Genomic DNA, 26,390 nt, shown 5'->3' on the forward strand with positions numbered 1-26,390 from the left:
CATAATGAACAAGTTCACGTTCATATATTTACTCAGTAGTTCTTACCAGTAAGGAGGTTCTATATTCTTATGCCTGAAAAGATAAAGCTGCAAAAGTTCGTGGATGAACTGCCTATTCCAAACATCTTATCTCCTAAGACGCGATATAATAATAGTTCATATTACGAAGTGAACATGAAGGAGTTTTCTCAGAAGCTACACAGGGACCTCGGACCAACCCGTTTATGGGGTTATGAAGGAACATTTCCGGGACCTACCTTCGAAGTGATGAGAAATGAAACAGTGTTTGTTAAATGGATGAATGATCTGCCCAATAAGCACTTTCTTCCTGTCGATACAACGATTCATGGGTCCGAAATCACTCTTCCAGAAGGGAGAAGCGTTGTACATTTACATGGAGGAAGGACGCCTGCCCATAGTGATGGTTACCCTGAAGCGTGGTTCACGAGAAATTTTGAACAAACGGGACCTTTGTTTGAAAGGAAAATATATACGTATCCGAACATTGAACGGGCAACTACACTATGGTATCACGACCACACGGTGGGAATAACAAGATTAAACGTTTATGCGGGACTCGCGGGATTCTATCTCATTCGCGACTTGCATGAACAATCACTTAATCTTCCTAAAGGAAAATATGAAATCCCTCTTTTCATTGTGGACCGCTCGTTCAACCCAGACGGATCACTTTACTACCCCAATAAACCGGATCAAAACGACCTAGGTCTTCCTCATCCCTCTATTGTCCCTCCTTTTGATGCAGATTTCATTCTAGTAAACGGGAAGGTTTATCCATTTCTGGACGTTGAACCAAGAAAATACCGATTTCGATTTTTAAACGGATCCAATAGTCGAACCCTTACATTAAAAATGGACACTAATCAGCCCTTTTATCAAATTGGCACGGATGGTGGCTTACTTGAAACAACAGTGAAAATTAATGAATTTATTCTTATGAGTGCCGAGCGAGTAGATGTGATCATTGATTTTTCTCAATACTACGGTCAAACTATTACTCTCAAAAATGTCACCAAGAGTGCATCTCCTGAAACAACAGATGTCATGCAATTCAGAGTATCCGTTCCCTTAAAAAGGGCAGATACCAGCTCCCTTCCTTTATATTTAGGGGAAATCAAACAACTTTCAAGAAGTATGGCAAAAAGAACAAGAGATTTGACACTTATCAAAACCAAGGATGAATATGGTCGATCTTTGAATTTATTGGATGGGAAAATGTGGATAGACCGAATATCTGAAAGAATTGAAGTAGATACCGTTGAAATTTGGCGAATAATTAATTTAATCGATGATAACCCTCATTCCATTCATCTCCATTTGGTCGACCTTCGAATTCTTGATCGCCAGCCTTTTGATGTTTCTCAATTCCAAAAAAACGGAAACCTTATTTTTACAGGACCACCCATTCCTCCTAATCCCTATGAAAGGGGATTAAAGGATACAATTCGGACACCTTTTGGTTACGTCACGTCCTTTATAGCCCGTTTTGGACCCTTCACCGGGCGTTATGTATGGCATTGTCACATGTTGGAGCATGAAGATCACGAAATGATGCGTCCCATTGAGATTTTAAAGCACAGAATTGGAGAAAAGGTGAGGGGTATAGATAACAATAATTGGCTTATCTAGACTACTAAGCAATGATTATGACATGCACAGAGAGCTATTGTGTCTATTCTCTACAGTGGAATTTTTATAGTCTTCATCAAATGTTTCAAAAAAAATTTTTTCAAAAGCACTAATGCACCTTCTTCTAATTTGTAATGTAGCCACTCGAATTCATTAGACAAGATAGAACGACCTCTCATTTTCAGAAAAAATAAAATAACCTCTTACGGATAAGTTATCCGAAGAGGTTATTTTAAATGATCAATCTTTTTTACAAAGTTACACCTGTGTGAAAGGATTTTCGCGACGAGTAACCGTAGGAGCAATTAAGTAACGGGGTCTAAGAACGCCACGTCCTGTGGCAACGACTCCGTGACCAACATCCTGTTGCCCCGAGGAGGCTTGTCAGCCAGTCAGGGGGCATTCACCGGAACAGATGCATTAGATAATTTGATGTCTTACCCCAACATTTGAGATATGACTATAAAATTATTCATGCCTGAGTTGGGAGATAACAGCTCATGAATGATTTACAATTTAAAACCAAGTATCATTTAGTGGCTAATTAATGACTAAAACGTGAATAAAATAAGTAAATGAAGAAAATGATTATATTATTTATATAATATTGTATTATTTATAGGTATAATGTATTTGGTTAAAGTGATCTATATGGGATAAATGTCTATGTTCAATTAATGAATTGTGATTAATTGGCGTTTTGTATTTTGCGAAGGTGAAGGAGATAAACAAATAATATGGACGTTCTTGATTTTTTAAAAAAATACCGATTGGAACTAGTGTGTATACTTATTCTTCTTGCGCTAGTCCTTATATATAATAATCAATTTTATAGTATCTTTGGAGAAAAAAAATATGTTGCTATTCATTTAATGATGGAGATACTTATTATCGTTGCTTCATTTTCGATTGCTATTCAGGCGTGGTTGATTGTTCCTTATATTTTATCGAATAGACGATTGTATATTGGAGCTCTTTTTCTCTCTTTAGGACTAATAGAAATTATTCATACATTGTCCTATAAAGGCATGCCATTTTTTATAGAAAACAGTTCACCATATTCAGCCACTTGGTTCTATATCATTGGCCGTTTAACATTACCTATTGGTTTATTGATTATATACATATTAAAGCCCAAAAAGGTTAGGCCTGCCCAACGTAGAATTACATATGGTTTTGCATTTTTATACGCAGCAATTTGGATGCTTTTGGTTTTCAACACAAACCATTTTCTCCCACCACTGTTCATCGATGGTGTGGGTCCAACCTTATTAAAGAAGTCCCTTCAATTTCTATCTCTTCTATTGCAAATTACATTGATTGTGTATTTGTGGAAAAATAGAAATTCAAGTCCAATTGAAAAAACAATGATCATAATAGGATCAATCTTTATGATTCTTGGTGATGTGATGTTTACTACATATAATAATGTATACGATATACGAAATTTTATCGGCCATGTAATTCAATTAGTGAGCTACCACTATTTCTTAAAGGCACTATATTATTCATCAGTGGAAGAGCCTTTTAAGTTGTTAATAGAGACAAAAGCTAAATTGGAAAGTTCTAAAGAATCTCTTCACTATACAGCTTATCATGATGAATTGACAGGATTACCAAATTCAAGGTTCTTAAATGAAGTACTGACAACAGATCTTCAGAAGAAAGATACGAAAACAGCTATTCTAATGCTAAAGATAGATCGACTTAAGGTCATCTATGAATCACTTGGTAGTACATTTACAGATACAGTTATAAAAGAAGTATCCATTCGATTACGGGAATCACTTCCAAGCGAAATATTTATTAGTAGATTAAGTGGTGGAGAATTTACAATCATCCTTCATGAAATAAAAGCTCAAGATGATGTTCTTACTGTCTGCAATCAAATTCATCAGGCTATGAAAGAACAATTTCAGATACAGCATTTTCAGTTAAAAGTTAATTTAAATATTGGTGTTACTATTTATCCTGACCATGGACAAAGCATTGAAGAGCTTTTAAAACATGCACAAATTGCCATGCGTAAAGCGAAAAAAGATGTGAAACGTTACAAATTTTATAAACCAAAAATGGAACAACATCTTGAAGAGCGTCTGTTGCTTGAACATGATTTGCATTATGCACTTGAAAACGGTGAACTTTTTTTGGAATATCAGCCTCAGGTTGATGTAGGTACAGGGCGTATTGACTTTGTAGAGGCTTTACTTCGATGGAAACATCCAAAAAAAGGGGTGATTTCTCCAGCTACTTTTATACCAATTGCAGAAGAATCGGGTCTTATTGTGCCAATTGGAGAATGGGTATTAGAGACGGCTTGTAAACAAACCCAGAAATGGCATGATGAAGGAAATTCAAATTTAGGTGTGGCTGTTAATCTATCCATTCGGCAATTTTTGCAACATAACTTAGTAGAGATTGTAAAAGATACATTGGAAAAAACGCATTTGTCTCCGGATTATTTAGAACTTGAAATTACGGAAAGTATGACGATGGATAAACATTATACAATTGAGACATTGCATAATTTAAAGCAGTTAGGTGTTAAAATCGCAATCGATGACTTTGGAACTGGCTATTCTTCTTTATCGTATTTGAAGGATTTTCCTATTGATTGTTTGAAAATTGATCGTGCGTTTGTAAAAAATATCCACTCGAATGATAGAGACGCGTTACTTATTTCAATGATTATTTCTTTGGCAAAGCACCTTAAATTGAAAATCGTTGCTGAAGGAGTGGAAGAAATCGATCAATTTGAATTTTTAGCTAAACTTGATTGTGATTATATTCAGGGTTACTTGTGTGGTAAACCTTTATCACCAGATGAACTATCATCTAAAATTGAAGCATCACAACAGCAAAATTATAGCTATATTTGATATAAGAGGAGTAAACCTTACTACAAATTAATTTATATCTTGATCATGCGTGTTTATTATTCATTAAAAAAGTATGATCAACCGATACCCGCTACGGATCGCTCGCTTTCCTGCGGGCGTGCGCTGAGCCGCTTCCTTCGCTACGCTACGTGCAGGGTCTCAGTTGTCACGCTATTCCCGCGGGAGTCGAGCGATCCTCCGCTACAATCAATAAACAATGAGACACAAGCATCTTGAAAGTAAGATTACAGAAGAACATTCTTTCTATTTTATCCTAAACAACACGCTTGTATTTGATAGAAGTTAGTATTCACATGAAAAGTATATTAGAAAACCTCACCAGCAAAAGTAGATATGGTGAGGTTTTCTAATGTTTAATTTTGTAGCCAGTACCTTTGCTTGCAAAGAATCATTTAGAGAAGGGGAATCCCGAGTAACTTTCATGATTTATTTCGTTTTATTAATAATTGAATCAATTTCATAATTCGATGTTTACCGTAAAAATATGAACTTAATACATTTGAATGAACGTTGTTTCATTCCATATCCTATAAAATATTTCTAATGGAGCGAAAGACGGCGACTCCTCGAAAATGCATTCGCATTTCCTTCGTGCGATGTTAATTCAATGAGGTTCATTCATAGTCCTGCGGGAAAAGCAAGCGAATCAAGACCCCGCACGAACGGTTTTAAGGAACAAAGCCTAAGAACGCCACATCATGTGGCAACGGCTTCGTGACCAACATCGTGTTGGCCCGAGGAGGCTTGCATCTGCCGTTACACTTTCGATGCAGGAAAACATCTGATGCTTGCCCGCGGAAAGCGTCCGTCTGTAGCGGAATGAAGAGCTGATCGTTTGTTCTAAATCAGGCAAATAATATTCGTATTTTTCATTTATAAATAAATCATATTTTAATCAATTTAGAATTATTCGAAAAATATTGTTCCACAAAATCCTCCGCAGCCAATGGTTTACTGAAAAAATACCCTTGCATCAAATAACAATTTTGAGTATATAAAAATTCTGCTTGTTCCTTTGTTTCGACACCTTCAGCAATCACGTCAAGCTTTAAATTTCGAGCTAAGGTAATGATTGTATTTGTAATCGCAGCTTCATCCCTTATCATGTCTTGTACAAAGCATTTATCAATTTTCAAAGTAGAGATGGGCAAATTTTTTAGATATCCTAAAGATGAATAGCCAGTGCCAAAATCATCAATCGCTAAGTTAATTCCTAAACTATTTAATTGTTTCATTGTTTGCAAGGTTAACACTGTATTTTTAACAATCAGATTTTCTGTGAGCTCTAGATGTAAATGCTCAGGTGAAAGTCCCACCTTGTCTAATACGTTTTTAACGATAGAAAATAGATTGTTTTGTTCAAACTGACGTACTGATAAGTTTACTGACATACTTTTTAATAGAAAACCTTGATTATGCCATGCTTTTATCTGTTTGCAAGCTTCTGTAAGAACCCATTCACCAATTGGAACGATTAAACCTGTTTCTTCCGCAATTGGAATAAACTTATCTGGTGAAATTATTCCTTGTTCTGGATGATTCCATCTTACTAAAGCTTCAACGCCTTCAAGATGATTTGTTTTATAGTTAATTTGTGGCTGATAAAAGAGAACAAGTTCATCTTGTTGCAAAGCTTTGTAAAGATCATTTTCTAATTTAATATTTTCAAAGGTTTTCATATCCATTGTTTTACTAAAGAAATGATAACTAGTCCCTGTTGTTTCTTTTGATTTGTACATAGCTGTGTCGGCATTTTTGATTAGAATTTCAGTCGTTTCGCCATGATCAGGGTATAGACTGATACCAATACTCGTTTTTATATATATTTCATTGTTTAGTAAATTAAAGGGCTTAGAAAAAGTAGCTATAATCCGATTAACAACTTGTAAAATATCATTTTCACTTTGAATATGGGGTAAACAGATAGCAAATTCGTCTCCACCTTGACGCGATAATGTTGCTGAGTTCGGTACGCATTCGCGTAGACGACTAGCGACTTCACTTAGTAATAGATCTCCAAAACTATGACCAAGCGAATCATTTATATATTTAAAACGGTCTAAATCAAGATACAACACGGCTACTTTTTCCGCGTTCTCTTGTGCATACAGTATTCCTTGCGTTAATCTTTCTGTTAATAGAATTCTGTTAGGTAAATCTGTTAAGCTATCAAAATGTGCCTGGTACGTGATCTCTTTTTCTAATTGCTTTCTTCGCGTGATATCTTTAAATGTAACAACTTCGCCTACAATTTCACCTTTTTCCTTGATTAAAGAGACAACATATTCAACAGGAAAGCTGGAATTGTCTTTTCTAAAAAATTTCCCTTCTTTCATACAACTATTCGGGTTAAGCTTTAAAATACTTTTGGGTCTTTCTGATTGATTTCCCTGAATAGTGCGTACAGATTTTCCGATTAATTCGATTTCTGTTTCGTAACCTAACATATGTGCTCCTGCTGGATTGCAGAATGTAATATTTCGGTTAAGGTCTAATCCGAAGATTCCTTCACCTGCAGAGTTGAGTAGTAATTCTTTCTCTCGACTTAGTCGTTGTAATTCTGCTACAACACTTTCAAGTTCTTGATTTTTCACAATTATTTCCGATGTACTTTCCTCGATAATTACCGCTTGCTTCTCCATATATAGAAGATTTGATAAAGTGGATGCTGTCGCATCGATAATAGACTGTGCTAGTTGAAATTCAGCTTCTGAATAATAAATTTCCTCTTCTTCAAGAATGCCAACACATATTTGTCCTAAATTCACACCCATTGAGTTTAAAGGGAGCATTAGTAGACTCTTCATACCAAATTCACGACAAGCATAGTGATTCGGCCTTTCATCTTTATAGACATCAGGAATATAAAGCGCTTTTTTTGTTTTAAATACTTCTTGCATTACAGCATCGTTGCTTAGGTCAACATCTGCTTTTTTATGTATAGTGAGCCATTCTTCTTCAGTCCAGTCACCATCTTTACTTATGGTTGCTGGCTTGAATTTTTTTCTAGACACCGGATCAAATAAATGAATACCGATATTATTTGTATCTAAAACTTGCGCTAAATAGAAAAAACATTTATCAATACTCTCTTGCATGGTTGAACACATTGATAAATCACTTGTTGCATCAAGCAGTAACTGCTTTTCTTTAATAAGATGTTCTTTATAAGTTAAATTGTTTGCATTTTGAATAGCAACAGCAGCCATATTCACATAGGCCTCAATCGTTTGGATTTCTGTTTCAGTCAAGCACATAGGCATTCCATCATCGAATAAGAAAACGAGACCAAATAATTCTTCTTCAAAAGCGATAGGTAGAACTAATAAAGATTGAATCTGAAATTCTTCTAATGCTCGTGGGTCAGGTCGATGATCCTTTGATGTGTCCGGAATATAGATTGTTTTCTTTGTTACAATGGCTTCTTTTACTAGTAAATCACTATCAGGATTAATTATTTGCAGACCTATTTTATGACCATTTCTTACATACCCCTTAAATGAACCATCTTGTTGTGGTAAATAGATGCAGACAGAATGACATTGAACAATTTCTTCAGATATGGCGACCGTTACTTGATTTAGCACTTCACGTAAATCAAGCTTCGTGTTGATCATTTTCGTTATATTCGCAAGACGAGAATATCTTGTTTGTTCTCTTAACATAAAGTACTCATTCCTTTTTTAGAAATATATAGTAATATTATACCTCGAATTGCATTGAATAAAATGAAAAAAAGTCTTTTGTTCGATAAATTATTTAGTAAAAATAAGATAATGAAATGGTAAAAATAACTTTTAATTTATGACTAAATTCATATTTTTATCAAAAAATTCTAGGTTTATAAAGTGCTGGTTGGTAGAAAAGTAACTGAAGATAAGAAAATTGGACGATGGACATTGAAAAATATATTTTTTGATGAAATAAAAACAAGTACATCGATTCATATAAAAAATAAATAATTGAGTAATTTATACTTATTTTATTAAAAATGTAAAAAAATAGATTTTTTGTGATAAAATAAATAAATATTTAATGAAATGGGATTTTATAAGGAAAATAGGAGTGATTAAAACATGTTTAAACAAAGGAATAATTTATTCAAAAAAAGTATGCTAATTTCTACGATTGTTGCAGGTAGCCTTTTATTTGGCACAACATGGGCTGAAGCAAAAACCGTCGAAGTAAACAAAGTGAACGCAACAGCTGTATCTACGAGTACAAAAACTGTAGCGACTTCTGTTTCGAAAAAAGGAGTACTGACACTTCCAAAAAATTTTAAAACGAGTACAGTAAAAAACGAATTAAAACCGGAAGCTGCAAAACTGATTAAAATTTACGGTGGTTCTCTTAAAGATGGAAAAACAACAACTTTTAATTCATATGTTAACAAACACGTAGCACCACATACAAAAACAGACTATTTACTTGGACATCAATATACAAAAGATGATTACAGCAAAAAAGTAAAAGGAACCAGAAAAGTAAATTCTAAAGATTCCATATCAAAATACTCGAAAGCTGTAATGAAAGTAACTACTTCTAAAGTGAAAAATAGTTATGCACATAAAGGAGATGGATGGGCTAATTTTTCATACGATTTCCAACCCGAAAACTATAGTCCAATGAATACCGTCACAATTTATTTTAGATTTACACAATTAAAAAACGGGCAATATGTGTTGGAGAATATTCATTATTATTAATATGAACTATCCGTTGCTTAAATAGTGAAACTATGTTATTTGACAACTGGTTATAATTGAACCTACAAAAAAACGCAGCTGATGATCTATCAGCTGTGTTTTTTTCTTCATGAAATATTCAATAATTTGTCATGAATTTCTATCATATTTAATATGATTACTTTAAACCCTTTACCTCATTCACAAAAATCTCACATCCTGTATTCATTTGATTTTTAGATATCTCACAAAAATTTACAAAAGCTTTATATCATGAAATTGAAAGGAGGACAATCCATAAAATTATTATGGAAATGGTATTATAAGAAATCATTTGCATTAAAGATTACGATTGGATTTATTGTCGGTATTATTATTGGGTTAATCTTTGGTCCATCTGCAAGTGTTTTATCACCTTTTGGTAAACTCTTTTTAAATCTGTTGAAGATGGTTGTGGTTCCGCTAATTTTATTCACCTTGGTGGTGTCAGTCAATACCACGGATCCTAAGAAACTGGGAAGTATTGGTGGGAAGATTTTTCCTTACTACATTCTCACTACAGCATTAGCTGTGGGGATTGGTCTGTTGGTTGCCATATTCATTAATCCTGGAGAGGGATTAACGTTACCGAAAGATACAGAAGTTGAGGTACCGGATGCACCTTCGCTAATCGATGTCATTTTGAATATTGTACCGACCAATATTTTTGACGCGCTAGCAAAGGGTGAGATTTTAAGTATTGTGTTTGTTGCGGTAATTGCGGGTTTTGCCATTTCATTCATGAGACATTCTAAAGAGACAACCGTTGCTGAATGGGGCAATCTTTTATTGAAGTTGATGGAAGCAGGGAGTGAATTGAGTTCTCGCATTTTAAATGGAGTCTTGCAATATGCTCCAATTGGGGTGCTTGGGATCACAGCTTCTACAGTTGGCAATCAAGGTCTTGAAGCGTTGTATGCGCTTTCTAAATATGTTGGTGCCTCATATTTAGGTGTAGGTATTCAAATAATGATTATTTTTCCTATCATACTGCTCTTATTTAAAGTTCCCGTTTTTAAGTTTTTCAAAGATGTTCGTGAAGCTATGATGACAGCTTTTGTGACTTGTAGTAGTTTAGGGACATTGCCAGTCACGCTTAAATCCGCGAAGAAAGCGGGTATAAGTGATACAGTTGCGAATTTCACCTTACCGATTGGTGCAACGGTGAATATGAATGGATCCGCCATTCATTTTGGAGTCGGTGTTGTTCTTGCTGCGAATGTTGTTGGTTATGAATTTAGTGTCGGTGCCATAATTGGCATCATTTTAGCAGGAACATTGGCGGCCATTGGAACTGCAGGAGTTCCAGGTGCAGGGATGATTGGCCTCTCGATTGTATTTACACAAGCAGGATTGCCTATTGAAATTGTTGGGTTAACTGCTGGCGTGAATGTAATTACCGATATGATTTTTACAACATGTAATGTAACAGGGGATATTGTTGGTGCCGCGATTGTTGATAAAAGTGAAAATGAAAATTAGACAAGGCTCTGATTCCCGGATGGAGGAATCAGAGCTTTTGCGGTTTTAAGAGTTCCTGAGCAAATTTGGTAATCTAATTTAGGAAATTTGATCGAATATGGGATGAATTTACGCATCTATATACATTATAGAGAACATACTGAAAATGTAAGTTATACTAAGGAAATTGTAGGGTAGCAATAATTGTGACAATAAAAAACTATGGAATTTGGGGTTTATATGCATTATCATTAGGTAGAAAGGCAGGGGTTCATTTTAACTAATTTAATAGTAGGAAGTGTAAGAAAAGAATTTTTAAACGTTGGGAGCAATCTACTTTGTTGATTGTGATATTCGATGGCCATGACAAAGAAGGCTTAATATAGATACTTCAGGCCTTTCGAATCAAGGATTCACTCATAATTGGAGTAAGTATAATAACGAGCCAATAACGTTATTGTCATCACAAATAATGTATTTGATGGATTAGATCGAGCTATCTTAACACAAAAGTATTCAGAAGGTATCCTGCATACTTTTATTTTACAAATAATTCAGATAAATAAGACTTGTGATTCCTACTGTGGGTAGACGTTTCGCTTTCCGCGCTGACAGGGCAGAGCATTTTCCCTGAAAAACATATTAATATATTGTACATAAAGATAATTAACGATGTTATGAATAGTAGCGATGGAATTTAATCTAAAAAAGTTAAAAGTATATAATTTATATTCCGATTTTAATAGTTAAAAATTATGTATGTAAAGTTCAGAAGAATAAGATAATAATTATGTTTTATGGAGGATATTGTAGTGAATAAGAAATGGTTTACAGCATTAATATTGAGTATCGCGATGTTAGTTCAGTCACTCATCAGTGGAGTTGACGTGGCAAAAGCAACTAGCAAAACTGATACAAAAAATGAAATTAATTATTCAAAAAGTGACAAAGAAAGAGAGAGGATTTTACAAAATACACAAGCAATTAAGGATTTGAAGAATAGTAGTCAAAAGGAATTGTTAGATCGTGCATCAACAAGTGCCACTGCAGATAATAGTACAAGCAATGATCAACAGTCTAATGAGGATGATTCAACGGATAATAGTACAAGTGATGAAGAGTCTAGTGAGGACGAATCAACGGATGATAACGTAAGCAACAAACCACCTCAAAACGAAGAAGTTGATCAGAGCAAACCAAATAATAATGAAAAGAATAATAATGAAAAGAATAATAAAAAAAATAATAAAAAACCGTCTCATATTTACTATAAGAAAAAAAATGAGAAAAAAGTAAACTATTTTTTACAGGTGAAAACAATCCAAAAGAAGAATTACCCAATCTATAAAAATAACCCTTATAACGTAGATGCTAAATCACTAAAACCAAGTTATTTTAGTTTCAATTATAAAAGTAAAGAAGTATTCGTAAGTCGCACAGCAAAAGTGAACGGTAAAATTTGGTTCCGCATTTCTTATAAAGGAAAATACCTAGGGTGGATTGAAGGGAACGGGTTAAGCTCCAATTACAAAAAATTAAATGTTAAAGTAATCAATCAACGTCCAGAATTGCCAACGGGTTGTGAAATTACAGCAGTAACTATGATGTTGCAGTATGCAGGTACAAAAGTAAATAAAATTCAGTTGGCAGAAGAAATGCCAAGAACAGCCACATTAGATGGTAATCTTGGCTTTGTGGGCAATCCCTATAAAACTACAGGATGGTGGATTTTCCCACCTGCATTGATGAATTTAGTAAAAAAACATGCAGGTACTTCAATTAATATGACAGGAGTATCCTTCACATCTATAAAAAAACAAATCAATCGTAATCATCCAGTTGTCGTATGGGTTGCAGGTGTAGATGGCTTCATCAATCATGCCTTAACTATAACGGGCTATTCAAGCACTAGGGCTTATTACAATGATCCATGGACTGGCAAAAAAAGCAGCATGTCTATTAAAGCTTTAGAACAACATCGTAAAGATGATAAGTATCGTACAATTAGTTATTAGAATGATTCTGAGAGAATTAGAATAAAGAAAGCATATTAGTTTTGAGTGAAATAGTTCTTTTAATATTTTCATACTAATTTTTCATATATTAATAAGTTAAAAATACAGAGGGGTAAGACAAATGAGTTTCAAATGGATGAAAAGTTTAGCAGTAATAGCTGTCATTGGATTGGGTGTGACGATATCTCACTCAAATGTACATGCAGAAGCATTAGAATCACCCTATTATAATAGTAATCCGAAAATTGTAAAAGTAAAATCTGGAATTTATTCATTCAAGGATGTTGAGCTTAAAGAAAAGGATAAGATATTAAGAAAAGGTAGCTATTTACATGTAAAAGGGGTAGTGGAAACAGAAAAAGGTACACCTCGTTTACAGCTAACAAACGGTCAATATATTACAGCAAACAAACAATTTATCGTAAAAACAAAAGGATATCAAAATCCAAAACAATATTTCCAAGTCCAATACGAACAGATCAAACCAACAGGTAAAGTTGGCTATAATTTATCACGAGGTTATGAGGGTATAAAAACATGGAAAGTGATGCGTAGATTAGGGATAATTGGTACACATGGCTATGCAAAATATAATAATTCAACATATTATGCTGTTCGAAACTTTCAAGCAAAGCATAAATTACCGGTTACAGGAAATGTGGATTTAAAAACATGGATTAAACTGGGGTTTAGTGAAAATTCATGGTATAACATAGACAATTATATTGCACCGCTAAAAGCCAATGGATGGGATGGCCGTTCTGAACATATCGAAGCCATGATTCGCCAAGCGTATAAATATATAGGCAATCCTTATATTGTTGGAGCAGCTTCATCCCCAAGTTATGGTCTTGACTGCAGTGGGTTAGTCACTCAAGCACTCTATGCAGGAGGGATAAATCCAGTACCTGTTTCAAGTATTCAACATGCGCACCCTGGAAACGAATGGAATAGTCGTAAACTTTTTGCATCAAAGCAATTTAAACATGTTCCATATAGTCAACGGCAACGTGGTGATCTCATTTTCTACTATCAACCAGGTACACATACGATCTGGCACGTAGCTATTTACTTAGGTAACAACAAAATCATTGAATCTTGGCCAACAAAAGTGATGATCTCGCCAGTCATAAATTCACATTGTAATGTGATTGCAGGAGTTACTCGACCTTTTTTATAAAAGAGGCCGTTAATTAAGTTGTATAAGACAATTTCACCAACTGAGGTTTTCTTGTGTTTTATGCTTTAAATTTCAAAAAATTGTTTTAGACTAATAGTTTGATTTTTGTATTTACTAATTTCTAAATAATATATTACCTAACTCAAAGATTTAAGTTTTTTACCCAATGAATAAGCCAAGTAAATTAGATGTTGTAGATGATTTTTATTAAAGAACTCTGAAAAAAATAGGTTATTTAGCGGAAATTATATCTTTTTTATGACGTTTGAAGAATTAGATTGTAGAAATGAGCATTTTATGGCAAGCTAGAGGGGAAAAAGAATCAATTGGAGGAAAGTAAATGGAACAAATTCCAAATTGTCCACAATGTCAATCGACATATACCTATGAAGATGGAGCATTATTCGTTTGTCCGGAATGTGCACATGAATGGACAGCACATGAGCAACAAGAAGCAGTAGAGGCGAGCATTATTCGCGATAGCGTAGGCAATCCTTTAACAGAAGGCGACACCGTAACCGTTGTGAAAGATTTAAACGTCAAAGGTGCAACTTCGAATATTAAAGTAGGGACGAAAGTAAAAAATATCCGTTTTTGTGATGTAGACGGACATGATTTAGAAGGAAAAGCTGATGGATTTGGCGCCCTTTATATTAAGTCAATATATGTAAAAAAACTGTAATTTTACTATAGAAAAGTTTATATGTCTTCAGGATGAATGGCATGAATATATGAGAATGAGCTTAAACATTAAGAGCGGCTTTGGTGTATTCAGTTAAGTCCAGATAAAATGAGGCAGTAAAAATGAATAAATTATTTGATCTGTATCCATTATTTTTAGGTATTTTATCTATTATATATTTATATATATTTTATTCTAAAAAAATTAAATTTAGAAAGAGATATATGATAATATATCTTGTTTTAATATTATTATATGTTTGGATACGCAATATGCAAATGAATAGATAATAAAGCTTCATACCTTATTAGAAGGTATGGGGCTTTATTGTTATTAAATCAGTTTCACGATAACCTTTTTAGTACTCACGAGTTCACGAGTCTCAGCAAGATGATTTTGACCAAATATTATTCCAAAGCTACAATTAAAACGATAATAAAGAAATATCAACGGAGGCCGAGACATTTGAATTTAAGAAATCAACTAGTTACTTATCAACCTTACAATGAGCAAGAAGCAAAAGAACGGGAAGTTATGGTGCAGTATATCGATTCATTTTCCAATATTTTAACGAGAGAAAATGAATTTGCCCATTTCACGGCTTCTGCTTGGATTGTGAATCACAATCATACAAAAGTTTTGATGGCATATCATAATATTTATCAATCCTGGTCTTGGATAGGGGGACATGCGGATGGGGATCCCGACCTTTTGCACGTTGCCCTAAAGGAAACGGGAGAAGAAACGGGTTTAACGAATATCAAACCTTTATCTGAAGAAATCTACTCGATGGAAATTCTCGGAGTAGACGGACATGTGAAAAAGGGCAAGCATGTAGCTACACATGTACACCTGAACGTGACCTATTTAATCGAAGCAGATGAAAACGAACTAACGAAAATCAAACCCGATGAAAATAGCGCCATTCAATGGATGACGTTGGACGAAGCAGTTGAAAAATGCAGCGAACCATACTTGAAAATCATCTACCAAAAATTGAATGAAAAATTAAGCGTTTTTGCATAAGATAAAAGGATTATGGATGATTAGATAAATAATCGGATTAGCTATGCCTGTTACTAATCTTTTTCCGTCAGAAGCTACCAATCCTAAAAATGCGAAGCGAAAGGTGGATGGAGGTTGGATGGAGCCCATACACCTTTCGCTTTGGTGTAGGTTGACGCCCCATATGCTGTTTGTAAAAAATTCCTCGTTTTCCCCCTTTAAATATAGTTATCTAATAGAAGAAGTTTTTTATAGTGAAGCTGATAGAAATACATAAAGAAAAACAATCGCATAATTTATAACAGACATTATCCAGAAAGTCAGAAGAGAGGATGTTATAAGTGAAAGTTAGAAGTTCGGTACAGGCAGTTATAATTAATGAAAACAAAATATTAACGATTAAGAAATATGATTATAACAAGTTCATGAACATCCTACCTGGTGGTGGCCAAGAGCCAGGGGAAACTTTAAAGGAAGCTGTTGTTAGAGAATGCATAGAAGAAACTGGGTTAAAAGTTCAAGTAGGAGAGCTGCTATTTGTAAGTGAGTATATTGGAAAAAACCATGAACATGCTAAGTGGGATAATCAAGTGCATGTGGTTGTTCATCTTTTCGAATGCCCGTATCCTGATGACGATAATTCTTTCGGACAGGGGTCAAAGCTTGATTCTGATCAGCTAAGTCTTGAATGGTTGCCATTGGAAGACCTTCCAAAAACAAATCTTTATCCAAAGGCAATAATACCGTTCTTAATAGAATATGGTCTTAGAAATAAGAAATCGATAACTTATGTTGGAGATATGGGATAATATTGATAGAGATTAGAAGCGGCTTAAGGTAAATAAAGATTAGATGATTTACTAAGGTATTTTTGATCAAACTTAATTCCACACTATCACCTGTACAAACTTTATGATTTAATCTCTATACAAAAATCCTCTCTGAATGAATCACTACATCCAGAGGGGATTTTTTATTGTTGTAAAAATCATTTACATAATCTTGCATAAATGCCCATGTGCTAATGTATCGCTAACCCCATTTCAAAAAGTCCCCCGTCAAAATGTAGTGTCCAAAATATACGAAACCTTTGTTAGATGGGAGTATATCAATTCAAAATTTTAATTAATTTCTTATCTATATCTATTCTAATCATACTGGAAGAATACAGTGAATATAGTATAAGAGCTACAGTGATTTGGGGGTAGAGAAGTAAACCACATAATAGAAATCTTCCAGATTACAAATTGAAAGATTAGTTAATCGAAGTATTCTTTCAACTTAATATTGTGAAGTTTTAGGTGAATAACAAAGATACGGTTTCGTTAAATCAATTGGACTGGCATGCTACTGCTCTGGGTATATCGTTTAATAGTTAACTTCCTTCCAATCAATTTGCGAATTCACCATGATGCATTTGAATTTTTTTAGAATCTATAGCTACTAGGGTATCTGCTGTAATTTTCTTTCATTCGTAGATATTCTAATGATCACAAAGAAAGGGGAAGTATATGTCAGAATTTCATCAACAATCATCAGTCGAAGTTATGGATTTGTTGGATGTGACAAATGAAGGCTTGAGTGATTATGACGTCCAAATAAGACAAGAAGAATATGGATTTAATGAATTGGAGGAAAGTAAAAGAACAAGTATATTAGCCGTTTTCTTTGGTCAGTTTAAAGATTTATTAGTCATTATTTTATTAATCGCCGCTTCCATTTCATTTCTATTAGGTGAAGTGGGAAGTACGATTGTCATTATGATTGTCGTTATTTTAAACGCAATTCTTGGCACTGTTCAACATATAAAGGCAGAAAAGTCTTTGGATAACCTGAAAGCATTGACTTCCCCAGTGGCAAAAGTGATGCGAAATAATCAAATCATAGAGATTCTTTCGGAAGAAATAGTAGTAGGAGATATTCTCTTTTTAGAGGCTGGAGATTATGTTAGTGCTGATGGAAGATTATTAGAAAGCCATAATCTTCAAATAAATGAGAGTTCGTTGACAGGTGAATCATTAGCTGTAGCGAAAAGTACTGATCCAATTAGCGAAGACAATGTACCTATTGCGGATAAAAATAATATGGTTTTCACTGGAAGCTTTGTCACGAATGGACGAGGTACTGTTATTGTTACGGCAATTGGAATGGATACCGAAATCGGAAAAATCGCAAATTTACTAGATACTGCAAAAGAGAAGAAAACACCATTACAAGTAAGTTTAGATAATTTTGGTGAAAAATTAGCTTTAGCAATAACTATCATCTGTTTATTCATTTTCACGATTGATCTTGTTCGAGGACGTGCGTTAGTAGAATCGTTTATGTTTGCTGTATCGCTTGCAGTTGCAGCAATTCCTGAAGCTTTAAGCTCAATCGTTACCATTGTGCTAGCTTTTGGGACACAGAAAATGGCAAAAGAAAATGCCATTATACGAAAGCTCTACGCTGTTGAAAGTTTGGGAAGTGTATCTGTTATTTGTTCAGATAAAACAGGGACACTCACTCAAAACAAAATGGCTGTTCAGCAGGTATTTGTGGATCAACAAATCATTCCATATGATCGACTAAATAGATCCAATGCTATCCAGGAACAATGCATAGTATTAGCATTATTGTGTAATAATGCTGTGACAAGCGATCAAAAAGAAATTGGTGACCCTACAGAAATGGCACTTGTCAAATTAGGCAGGGCGTTTCAATTGAGTGAGTTAACAGTGAGAGAAAACAACCCAAGAATTTCTGAAATTCCTTTTGATTCAGATCGAAAGCTGATGAGTACATTGAATCGTATCAATCAGCAAAATATCATGATTACAAAAGGGGCATTAGATGTTCTATTATCAAGAATTGTAAAAATTGAGACATCTAATGGAATTAGTAATTTTACAGAAGAACATCGTAAAAAAATCGAAATAGTAAATCGTAACTTCTCTAAGAACGGTTTACGCGTACTAGCTATTACGTACAAGAACATTGCAAAGCAATCAATTGATATACAAGATGAAAAAGATTTAACCTTTGTTGGTTTAATAGCAATGATGGATCCTCCAAGAGAGGAGTCAAGGGCAGCCGTTGCAAGCTGTATAAAAGCGGGGATTAAACCAGTGATGATTACTGGTGATCACAAAATTACAGCAACTGCAATAGCTAAACAAATCGGTATTTTAAAAAATCCATCCGAAGCCATCGAAGGATATGAAATTGAAGAATTAACGGATGAACAACTCCAAGAAAAGGTTCAAGATATCTCTGTCTACGCTCGCGTATCACCAGAGCATAAGTTACGTATCGTGAAAGCATGGCAGGAAAAAGGAAATGTTGTAGCGATGACGGGTGATGGTGTCAATGATGGACCTGCACTAAAACAAGCCGATATCGGGGTAGCGATGGGAGTCGCCGGTACGGAGGTAGCAAAAGATGCATCCTCCATGGTCTTAACGGATGATAATTTCTCTACGATTGTTAAAGCAATTTCAAATGGAAGAAGCCTCTATGCGAATATTAAAAACGCCATCATGTTCTTATTATCCGGGAATGCAGGTGCGATTTTTGTTGTTCTATATGCAACTGTGTTAGGTCTTCCAGTTCCTTTTGCACCGGTGCATCTATTATTTATTAACTTACTGACGGATAGTTTGCCAGCGATTGCCATAGGATTAGAGCCACATAGTAAAAAAATCATGAAGGACAAGCCAAGAAATATTCACATGCCTTTACTAAATAAAAAATTTACGACCCAAGTGTTTCTCGAAGGTTTATTAATTGCCATCTCTACAATCATTGCTTTTCGAATGGGATTGGCCACAGGCGATACGATAACAGCAACCACCATGGCCTTTACAACACTATGTTTGTCAAGATTAGTACACGGCTTCAACTCCAGATCGAAAGAATCTATCTTCACAATTGGGGTATTTTCAAATAAATATACTTGGCTAGCATTTATAATAGGGGTTGTGTGCTTACATTTAGTATTATTTATGCCAGGGCTCACAAGTGTGTTTGAAGTAGCAAAACTTAGTGGACTTCAATTAGGTTTTATTTATGTATTATCCTTTATGCCGTTTTTAGTGAATCAGTGGTTTAAGGTTTTGTATGTGAGAAGGAGATAATACCTTTCAAAGATGATTACTAATTAGTACTCAAACAGCTAACTGATTCGTGAGAACAGTTAGCTGTTTTGTATAGTGTTAAATTATGATAGAAATTTTTTTATGTAATTTTAGCACTCGGTTTAAAAAATGGGAATTAGGGGAATCTTACTTTGAAAGTACTTGTCATTGGAGAGTTGGAAGATCAGTAATATTAATCTCGCAAAAGCGGAAATTTTACTTTTCTACTTTTGCGAGAAATTTGGAGACATATTATTCGAGTTGCAAATTTTATTTATTTGATATGGCGTTATTTATTTTATTTTTTACTTCATTGAATACTTTTTGACTAATATCTTCAATTGTACTTTGGATTTCCTCGTTCATGGTAATAATCGCATCTTCAATAATTTGATCCAACTCGTTTTCAGGTATATTGGCAGGCAGTGAAGTGATTCGTTTATGTTTTTTTGATTCTGCCACTTTTTCGAAAATTTTCGGATCTGCCACCAATTTACATAACAATTGAAATACTTGACCCGAACCGAATTCTTCAGGATTGTTATGTTCTGCTCTTCTTAAAACTTCCCATGTCTGTGAATCGAAATGCTTATAAATTATTCCAGGTGCTGTTCCATCTGGATGTTTTCCAATCTCCCTTAGAATTTCAAATTGTTCAGGTGTTGCATTTCCGTGTTTCACTATCATGACCCCTCCTTTTAATTTTGTAATACACTATATGCAAGATCTCCACAAAGAAGTTGATTAAGCATAAATTTGTTTGGTTTGATTGGAAAAGTAATATGTAAATACAAATAAGGATATTTGATTTTAAAAGTAATGATTAATTGAACTCACAAAAGAATCTATCTTGACAATTGGTGTATTTTCAAATAAAAACAAAAAGATAAGAGATATGTGGAACTGAACCCTTTAAATGAGACAGTCTCAAAAAAGCATCATCCAACCAGTTGTCGATAATGAATCGGCGACTGGTTGTTTAGTTTTATTTGGATTCGAGTATTGTTATAATAAGTTATATATTCTCGTACGGTTTGCTCTACAATGGCCGTTGTAGTGCGAGTTAATCCGTCGAGATAGAACGTTTCTGACTTTAGCGTCGCATGAAACGATTCAATTGGGGCATTATCAGCGGGCGTTCCTTTACGGGACATGCTCATGGTAATGCCTTTTGCTTTTACTGCTCTTTGATACGTATATGACGTATAAACTGAACCTTGATCGCTATGAAGAATACATCCTTCGGGTAAATTATCGATTTGAGACAGTGTATCCAATACAAATGTTGTGTCCTGACAATCTCCAATCGAATACGCTACAATCTCACTGTTAAATACATCTAAAATGGTTCTGATAAGCGTTCTCTTTTCCAAATCAAGTGGAATTGCTGATGTAGGAATGGCAGCAATGATAGTGTAAAAAATTAAAATAAACCAAAAGGCCGTAAGGGTAATAAAGAATAATCCTATTGACTTATTTGGTTGACGGGAGTTTATATCCAATAATAATCACCCTTTCCTGAGTATTTTGAATTATTACACACATATATATTTGCCATTATATAGAAAATAAAAATGTTTTTAAATACTAATTTGTTATTTTTTTGGCAAAACGGTAGAAAAGCACCAAATATAATTCAAGCATTGATTGCCCTTTTTTATCAACATATAATAATTATAAGTGATTCCTAGTTACTGGAATATAGTCTTATCTGTTTAAGACATTTTCTTAAGGATAGGAGAGAATTATATGCTTGCACAATTTGGTTTTGGTGTTCTTCTTGGTAGTTTTTTTATCATTCTTGGAATTTTTATTTGGAGAAAAGGTAGTGTTTCATTTTTAGCGGGATATGCGAAAGATAGGATAAACAACGAAAAACTAATGGCAAAACGTATTGGGATTGTAATCATCTTATTTGGATTGGAAACTATTTTACTTATTGCCTTACATCTATTTGTAATTAATGTGGATGGACTATTTTATGGAATGTTGACCATTATGCATATACTGGCCATACTATTTTTGATGATTTTAACTCAAATGAGTAAATAAAAAGGTAATAGTTGTGTCATTAAATACCCTTTTTTTTGCTAAATAGATATCGTCTTATTTATCTCTTATTAGGGATTTTCCACATTCTTTTTTTATGATACGATAAATAAAGTTTAAGTTGGAACACGATACACCTTTTGGAGGGTACTGGTACAATGAAAAAAGTTGCGGTAATACAGGATTTATCATCTTTTGGAAGATGCTCATTAACGGCTGCTATTCCGGTTCTTTCGGTAATGGGCGTGCAGGCATGTCCTTTGCCGACTGCTATACTGTCTGCGCAAACTGGTTATCCAAGCTTTTTTTGCGAGGATTTTACGGATAAAATGCACTATTTTGAGGATGAATGGAGCAAGATGGATGTAACGTTTGACGGTATCTACACAGGCTTCGTTACGGGCCGAGAGCAAATTAATAATATTTTCCGTTTTTTAGATACATTTCAAACAAAAGAAACACGCTTACTTGTTGATCCAGTAATGGGAGATATGGGGCAAGCTTATAAGCTTTTTACAGATGAATTGCTCCTACGAATGAGGGAACTTGTGAAGTGTGCTAATGTGATTACTCCCAACGTTACGGAATGTTGTCTATTAACGGGATTATCTTATGACAAACTACATAATTACTCAAATGAAAAAGACTTTATTCAAGCAATAGAAGAAGCTGGTAAGACTTTGCAACAAGAAACGCGTGCCCAAGTCATTATAACGGGAGTAAATCTGCCCATATCCCATTCGGATGAACAGTTTATCGGAAATATGTATTTGGATGGAGATAGTACATTTTATAGTACAATACCGTACAACGGTAAAAGCTATTCCGGTACAGGAGATTTATTTGCGTCGATCATTATGGGAGGCATGATGCGAGGGGAAGATTTAAGAAAATCCGTCCAACTTGCAGAAAACTTTCTAACTGCAGCAATCCATGACACTTCCTTGGCGGAAACGCCGAAAGAAGCAGGCGTTAACTTTGAAAAATATTTGAAAATGTTGTTGTAGAAGTAGTAACTTCATAGCATTAGAAAGTCGGATCTCTATAAAAATACACCTCAATTTGGAACTAGTTCATCTATACCCGATTCCAAATTAGAGGTGTTTTATTTTTATTTTTTTCCAAAAGAAATAGACAGAATGGCTTACTTGGCATCAAACAAACTGGTAAAATTCTCGAGGTAAAAAAGTAGATTCTCCTCTGGGTAAATTAGTACATAGGATGATGATTATTATACTTAATTTCATATGAAATTCTTAAAAATAACCGTAAAATGTTCATATTCTTAATAGTTTAATTAAGGTATGTTGAGCATGACATCAAAAATTAATAAATTTATTATTAGAAATAAAAATGTAATGTAAATGTAATTGCATTAAAATTAATTCAGGAAAAAGAATATTTATTCACTATTTATACTGTTGTTTGTATAATTATTAGTTGTGTTTTTGGAAAAATGTGTTAATTAACGGATGCGGAGTATTATACTAATTTAGGCTATTAGACAAATTCTCATTATTGATGTTATGGTGATTTTACAGTAAAAGTTGTAATTTTTTTGGAAACGAGGAAGGAGAATCATTTTTTGAAACACTATTTAATACGTGCAGGTTTGTCACCATTTGACAACTTTACGCCTGCATATGAAATTGTCAATAACTCAATTGGCAGTAATGTTGGAAACCTTGTCTATGCATATAGCATTTACCGTACTCTTTCTACAGATGATGTAAAATTGACTCCAGATTATTATAAAATTGAACCCCAAAATGCAGACTATATTAATAAAACCTATGATGGCTATATTATTCCGCTAGCAGATGCTTTTCGCCCTAAATTTGCATCGAAGTTGGCCAAATATACAGAATTGATTAATCGGTTGAATATCCCAGTTTATGTAATTGGAGTTGGCTTAAGTACGGATTTTGAACCAAACTTAGATGAAGCCTACCCATTTGATGAGGAAGTAAAAGCATTCGTTAAGGCTGTTTTAAAGAAATCAAGCATAATCGGGGTGAGGGGAGATATTACCTCACGCTATTTAACGAAACTAGGATTTAAAGAAGGCGTAGATCATATTGCGATTGGTTGCCCATCCATGTATGGACTTGGGAGAGACTTGAAGGTTCGAGAAACAACCATTACAGAGCAATCTCTTGTAACAATTAATAATTCCCCTAAATCACCAAATAATGTTTTGGATTTCATTGAACGAAGTGCAAAAGTTTTTAACAATCATTACTATATCCCACAATGGCTTCGAGAGTTACGTATGATATATCTTGGAGGACCAAACTTATCCAAAAAGCGTAATTATCCCGCAAATATAGAACACTCATTCTATCAAGAAGATCGTGTACGCTATTTTACAAACGTACCTACTTGGCTTGATTTTATTGGGAAGGCTGATCTAAGTTTTGGTGCTCGTTTACATGGAAATATTGCTGCAATTCTTGCGGGGACACCAAGTATAATTATTCCAAAAGATGGTAGAATGCGTGAGCTAGCAGAATATCACAACTTAAATTGTGTATGGCCACAACAAATAAATGATCAGACGCAAATCTTAGATATAGTAGAACAAAGTGATTTCCAAAAAGTCGCAAAAGCCGCACCGGCCAATTTTGCCCGCTATATTCAATTTCTTGAGCAGAACGGATTGGATCACATTTACAAAGAAAATCCGAATCCTACAGGCACTTCATTCGATCAGAAAATTCAAAGTATTGATTTTCTGCCATCGGTTAAATCATACATCAACTGTACACAGGAAGAAATGATCGATAGATGGCATCAAATTGTAGAAGAAGAGAAGGTTAAATCAAAAGCAACTCAAGAGGAATTACACACTAAAATTGCAAATCTTAATAAAAAAATTAAGCATCAGGAACGGACATTAAATCGTAAATCCGTTAAGCTAGCGTTAAAGACAGCAAATATCTTTGCAAAAAATTAAAGTAATTAACAATGAGTCACACCTTTTCATACATAGATTAATCATTGTGTTTGAACTATTACACTAATTAATGAAAATGTTGGATGAAAGCAGAACAATACCCCGGATCAACTTGTAGCTTAGGATTGTAAAAGGAAAAAGTGCCAAAGAACAAATTCTTTGGCACTTTCTTTTTTATTCTTATTTAAAAGCCGGAATTTTTTTCAAGAAAGCACAAACCGGAATGCATATGATAAGCCCCAAAATATTTTGAACAAGATCTCCAGGAATAGAAGCAGCTGGTGCAATCCAATTACCATATAGAATTCCTTCGCCAATATAATAAACAGCGATCATAGGGGGCATAGAAACGATAGTAGCTAGTAGATTGAAAGCAATACTGTTCCCATTATGTCCATTCGACCAGGCAATTTTCCCCACTATGTACCCTTGCAAGCCCCGAGAAACAAAGGAGATGGGTGCCCACAATGTCCAACCAGATACTAAGTCGAATAACCCCATCCCAAAGGCACCAGCAATTGCACCTGTTTTAGGACCAAATAGAATTGATACGATAAAGAGCATTGCTGTACCAAGGTGAACCAAACCGCCATTTGCTGTAATCGGAAGTTTGATATTTAACAAGAGTGTTGCAACGAATACAAGTGCAATACACATTGATTTTAAAATTAAATCAAAAGTACGTGTTTTGTTAGTAGAATAACTTACCGTTTTTTGCATAATAAAACCTTCCTTTTTTATGGACATCAAGGAATAGTGCACAAATCGCAAGCCCTCTGAAGTCCTACTTGTTTAATCAGTTTTCTTAATTACAAATAACATTAGCAAAGGATTGGTCTTTTTAAAAGTATCAATTTTAGAAAAAATGAAGGTGTCAGTTTTAGAAAAGTCAGATAAAACTTATGGTGATTAAGGATTAGTATGCCCTAAAAATAAGATCATTTTTATGTGGAGCATCGTATGGATCATTTCATGGAAACTCTGTAGTATCCATTCTAGCTAAGAGGGAAGTGTTTGAATGCAAAAAATGAAAAAGTTGTTATACATCAGATTTAGGAAACTTTGCAACTTTAGAAAGAAGTTTGAATAAAAATCATTCTATATCCTTGATTTTACTGCATATAAAAAGCCACCCTTTTTTTTAAGATTGATCAAAACGATGGCTTTTTTCTAATTTACATAATGAACCAATTTCATAATTCAAAGATTTGAAAAAAACACGAACATTAAATGTGCCATTGTTATATGCCATATCTATTAGAACATTGTCTATCAAGCGGAAGATGGCGACTCCTGCGGGAAAACGAGCTAGACGAGACCCCGGAGCGCAGCGAGGAGGCTCGTCAGTTCGCCCGCGGAAAGCGCCATCTGAAGCGGATACTAAGTAAATACTAGGAATGAAAATTATTCGAATTATTGAGTTGTTTATTTAGAAAATATTCGGATTTTTTAACCAGAAAAGCATATGAAATTGATTTAATTACTTTCTACCTTCGAATTTTGGTGAAATCTAAAAAAAATACATAAAATGTCGAAAAAATACTTTTAATTAGGTCATGAGCTAGTTATAATATTATAGTTTTCAAAGAAATGGGTGTATAGTTAATAATTTAAATTGGTTAAACTCAATTTGAGTAACCAATCATGGGGAAA

16 protein-coding genes and 1 pseudogene are annotated in these 26,390 nt (G+C 34.2%); 13 read left to right on the plus strand and 4 right to left on the minus strand.

Annotated elements, in window-relative coordinates:
• Positions 1–69: 69 nt before the first annotated feature.
• Complete coding sequence (locus tag ACIQ4I_RS13210) at positions 70–1,650, plus strand: multicopper oxidase family protein (protein ID WP_403096506.1); 1,581 nt, start codon at positions 70–72, stop codon at positions 1,648–1,650.
• 737 nt (positions 1,651–2,387) lie between these two features.
• The gene (locus ACIQ4I_RS13215) at positions 2,388–4,529 is read left to right on the plus strand and encodes a bifunctional diguanylate cyclase/phosphodiesterase (protein ID WP_403096507.1); all 2,142 of its coding nucleotides are present in this window, start codon (positions 2,388–2,390) and stop codon (positions 4,527–4,529) included.
• A 905-nt stretch (positions 4,530–5,434) separates the two neighbouring features.
• Here ACIQ4I_RS13215 and ACIQ4I_RS13220 read toward each other — a convergent pair.
• Complete coding sequence (locus tag ACIQ4I_RS13220) at positions 5,435–8,215, minus strand: bifunctional diguanylate cyclase/phosphodiesterase (protein WP_403096508.1); 2,781 nt, start codon at positions 8,213–8,215, stop codon at positions 5,435–5,437.
• Positions 8,216–8,626: 411 nt separating this feature from the next.
• Between ACIQ4I_RS13220 and ACIQ4I_RS13225 the strand changes: the two genes are divergently transcribed.
• From ACIQ4I_RS13225 to ACIQ4I_RS13260, 8 genes are all read left to right on the plus strand, one after another.
• Positions 8,627–9,256, plus strand: coding sequence for a hypothetical protein (locus tag ACIQ4I_RS13225; RefSeq protein ID WP_403096510.1), 630 nt, complete (start codon positions 8,627–8,629; stop codon positions 9,254–9,256).
• A 252-nt stretch (positions 9,257–9,508) separates the two neighbouring features.
• Positions 9,509–10,756, plus strand: a complete 1,248-nt coding sequence (locus ACIQ4I_RS13230; protein WP_403096511.1) for a dicarboxylate/amino acid:cation symporter — start codon at positions 9,509–9,511, stop codon at positions 10,754–10,756.
• A gap of 791 nt (positions 10,757–11,547) precedes the next feature.
• Positions 11,548–12,750: a C39 family peptidase gene (locus ACIQ4I_RS13235; RefSeq protein ID WP_403096513.1), complete on the plus strand. Its 1,203-nt coding sequence runs from the start codon at positions 11,548–11,550 to the stop codon at positions 12,748–12,750.
• A 121-nt stretch (positions 12,751–12,871) separates the two neighbouring features.
• Positions 12,872–13,930 (plus strand): DUF5776 domain-containing protein, encoded by a 1,059-nt coding sequence (locus ACIQ4I_RS13240; RefSeq protein WP_403096514.1) that lies wholly within the window; start codon positions 12,872–12,874, stop codon positions 13,928–13,930.
• A gap of 340 nt (positions 13,931–14,270) precedes the next feature.
• Complete coding sequence (locus ACIQ4I_RS13245) at positions 14,271–14,612, plus strand: zinc ribbon domain-containing protein YjdM (RefSeq protein ID WP_403096515.1); 342 nt, start codon at positions 14,271–14,273, stop codon at positions 14,610–14,612.
• Positions 14,613–15,077: 465 nt separating this feature from the next.
• Positions 15,078–15,638, plus strand: a complete 561-nt coding sequence (locus ACIQ4I_RS13250) for an NUDIX hydrolase (protein ID WP_403096516.1) — start codon at positions 15,078–15,080, stop codon at positions 15,636–15,638.
• Positions 15,639–15,958: 320 nt separating this feature from the next.
• Entirely contained in the window at positions 15,959–16,426 is a 468-nt protein-coding gene (locus ACIQ4I_RS13255) for an NUDIX domain-containing protein (RefSeq protein ID WP_403096518.1), read from the plus strand.
• Between the two features lie 702 nt (positions 16,427–17,128).
• Positions 17,129–19,732, plus strand: a complete 2,604-nt coding sequence (locus ACIQ4I_RS13260; protein ID WP_403096519.1) for a cation-translocating P-type ATPase — start codon at positions 17,129–17,131, stop codon at positions 19,730–19,732.
• A gap of 270 nt (positions 19,733–20,002) precedes the next feature.
• Here ACIQ4I_RS13260 and ACIQ4I_RS13265 read toward each other — a convergent pair whose 3' ends face one another.
• Both ACIQ4I_RS13265 and ACIQ4I_RS13270 read right to left on the minus strand, forming a co-directional pair.
• Positions 20,003–20,413: a hypothetical protein gene (locus ACIQ4I_RS13265; protein WP_403096520.1), complete on the minus strand. Its 411-nt coding sequence runs from the start codon at positions 20,411–20,413 to the stop codon at positions 20,003–20,005.
• 257 nt (positions 20,414–20,670) lie between these two features.
• A pseudogene (locus ACIQ4I_RS13270) lies at positions 20,671–21,081 on the minus strand (DDE-type integrase/transposase/recombinase); the annotation flags it as partial.
• Between the two features lie 400 nt (positions 21,082–21,481).
• On the opposite strand from ACIQ4I_RS13270, the gene ACIQ4I_RS13275 reads away from it, so the two are divergent.
• From ACIQ4I_RS13275 to ACIQ4I_RS13285, 3 genes are all read left to right on the plus strand, one after another.
• The gene (locus tag ACIQ4I_RS13275) at positions 21,482–21,784 is read left to right on the plus strand and encodes a hypothetical protein (RefSeq protein ID WP_403096521.1); all 303 of its coding nucleotides are present in this window, start codon (positions 21,482–21,484) and stop codon (positions 21,782–21,784) included.
• Between the two features lie 155 nt (positions 21,785–21,939).
• Entirely contained in the window at positions 21,940–22,788 is an 849-nt protein-coding gene (locus ACIQ4I_RS13280; protein WP_403096523.1) for a pyridoxamine kinase, read from the plus strand.
• Positions 22,789–23,366: 578 nt separating this feature from the next.
• Positions 23,367–24,737 carry a polysaccharide pyruvyl transferase family protein gene (locus ACIQ4I_RS13285; protein WP_403096525.1) on the plus strand — a complete coding sequence of 457 codons (1,371 nt, stop codon included), beginning with the start codon at positions 23,367–23,369 and terminating at the stop codon, positions 24,735–24,737.
• 180 nt (positions 24,738–24,917) lie between these two features.
• Here the strand turns inward: ACIQ4I_RS13285 and ACIQ4I_RS13290 are convergent, their stop codons facing one another.
• A complete protein-coding gene (locus ACIQ4I_RS13290) occupies positions 24,918–25,457 on the minus strand; it encodes an ECF transporter S component (RefSeq protein ID WP_403096527.1) in 540 nt (179 codons plus the stop codon).
• Positions 25,458–26,390: the final 933 nt, after the last annotated feature.

It is taken from the genome of Rummeliibacillus sp. NPDC094406, assembly GCF_044763875.1.
Lineage (GTDB): Bacteria > Bacillota > Bacilli > Bacillales_A > Planococcaceae > Rummeliibacillus.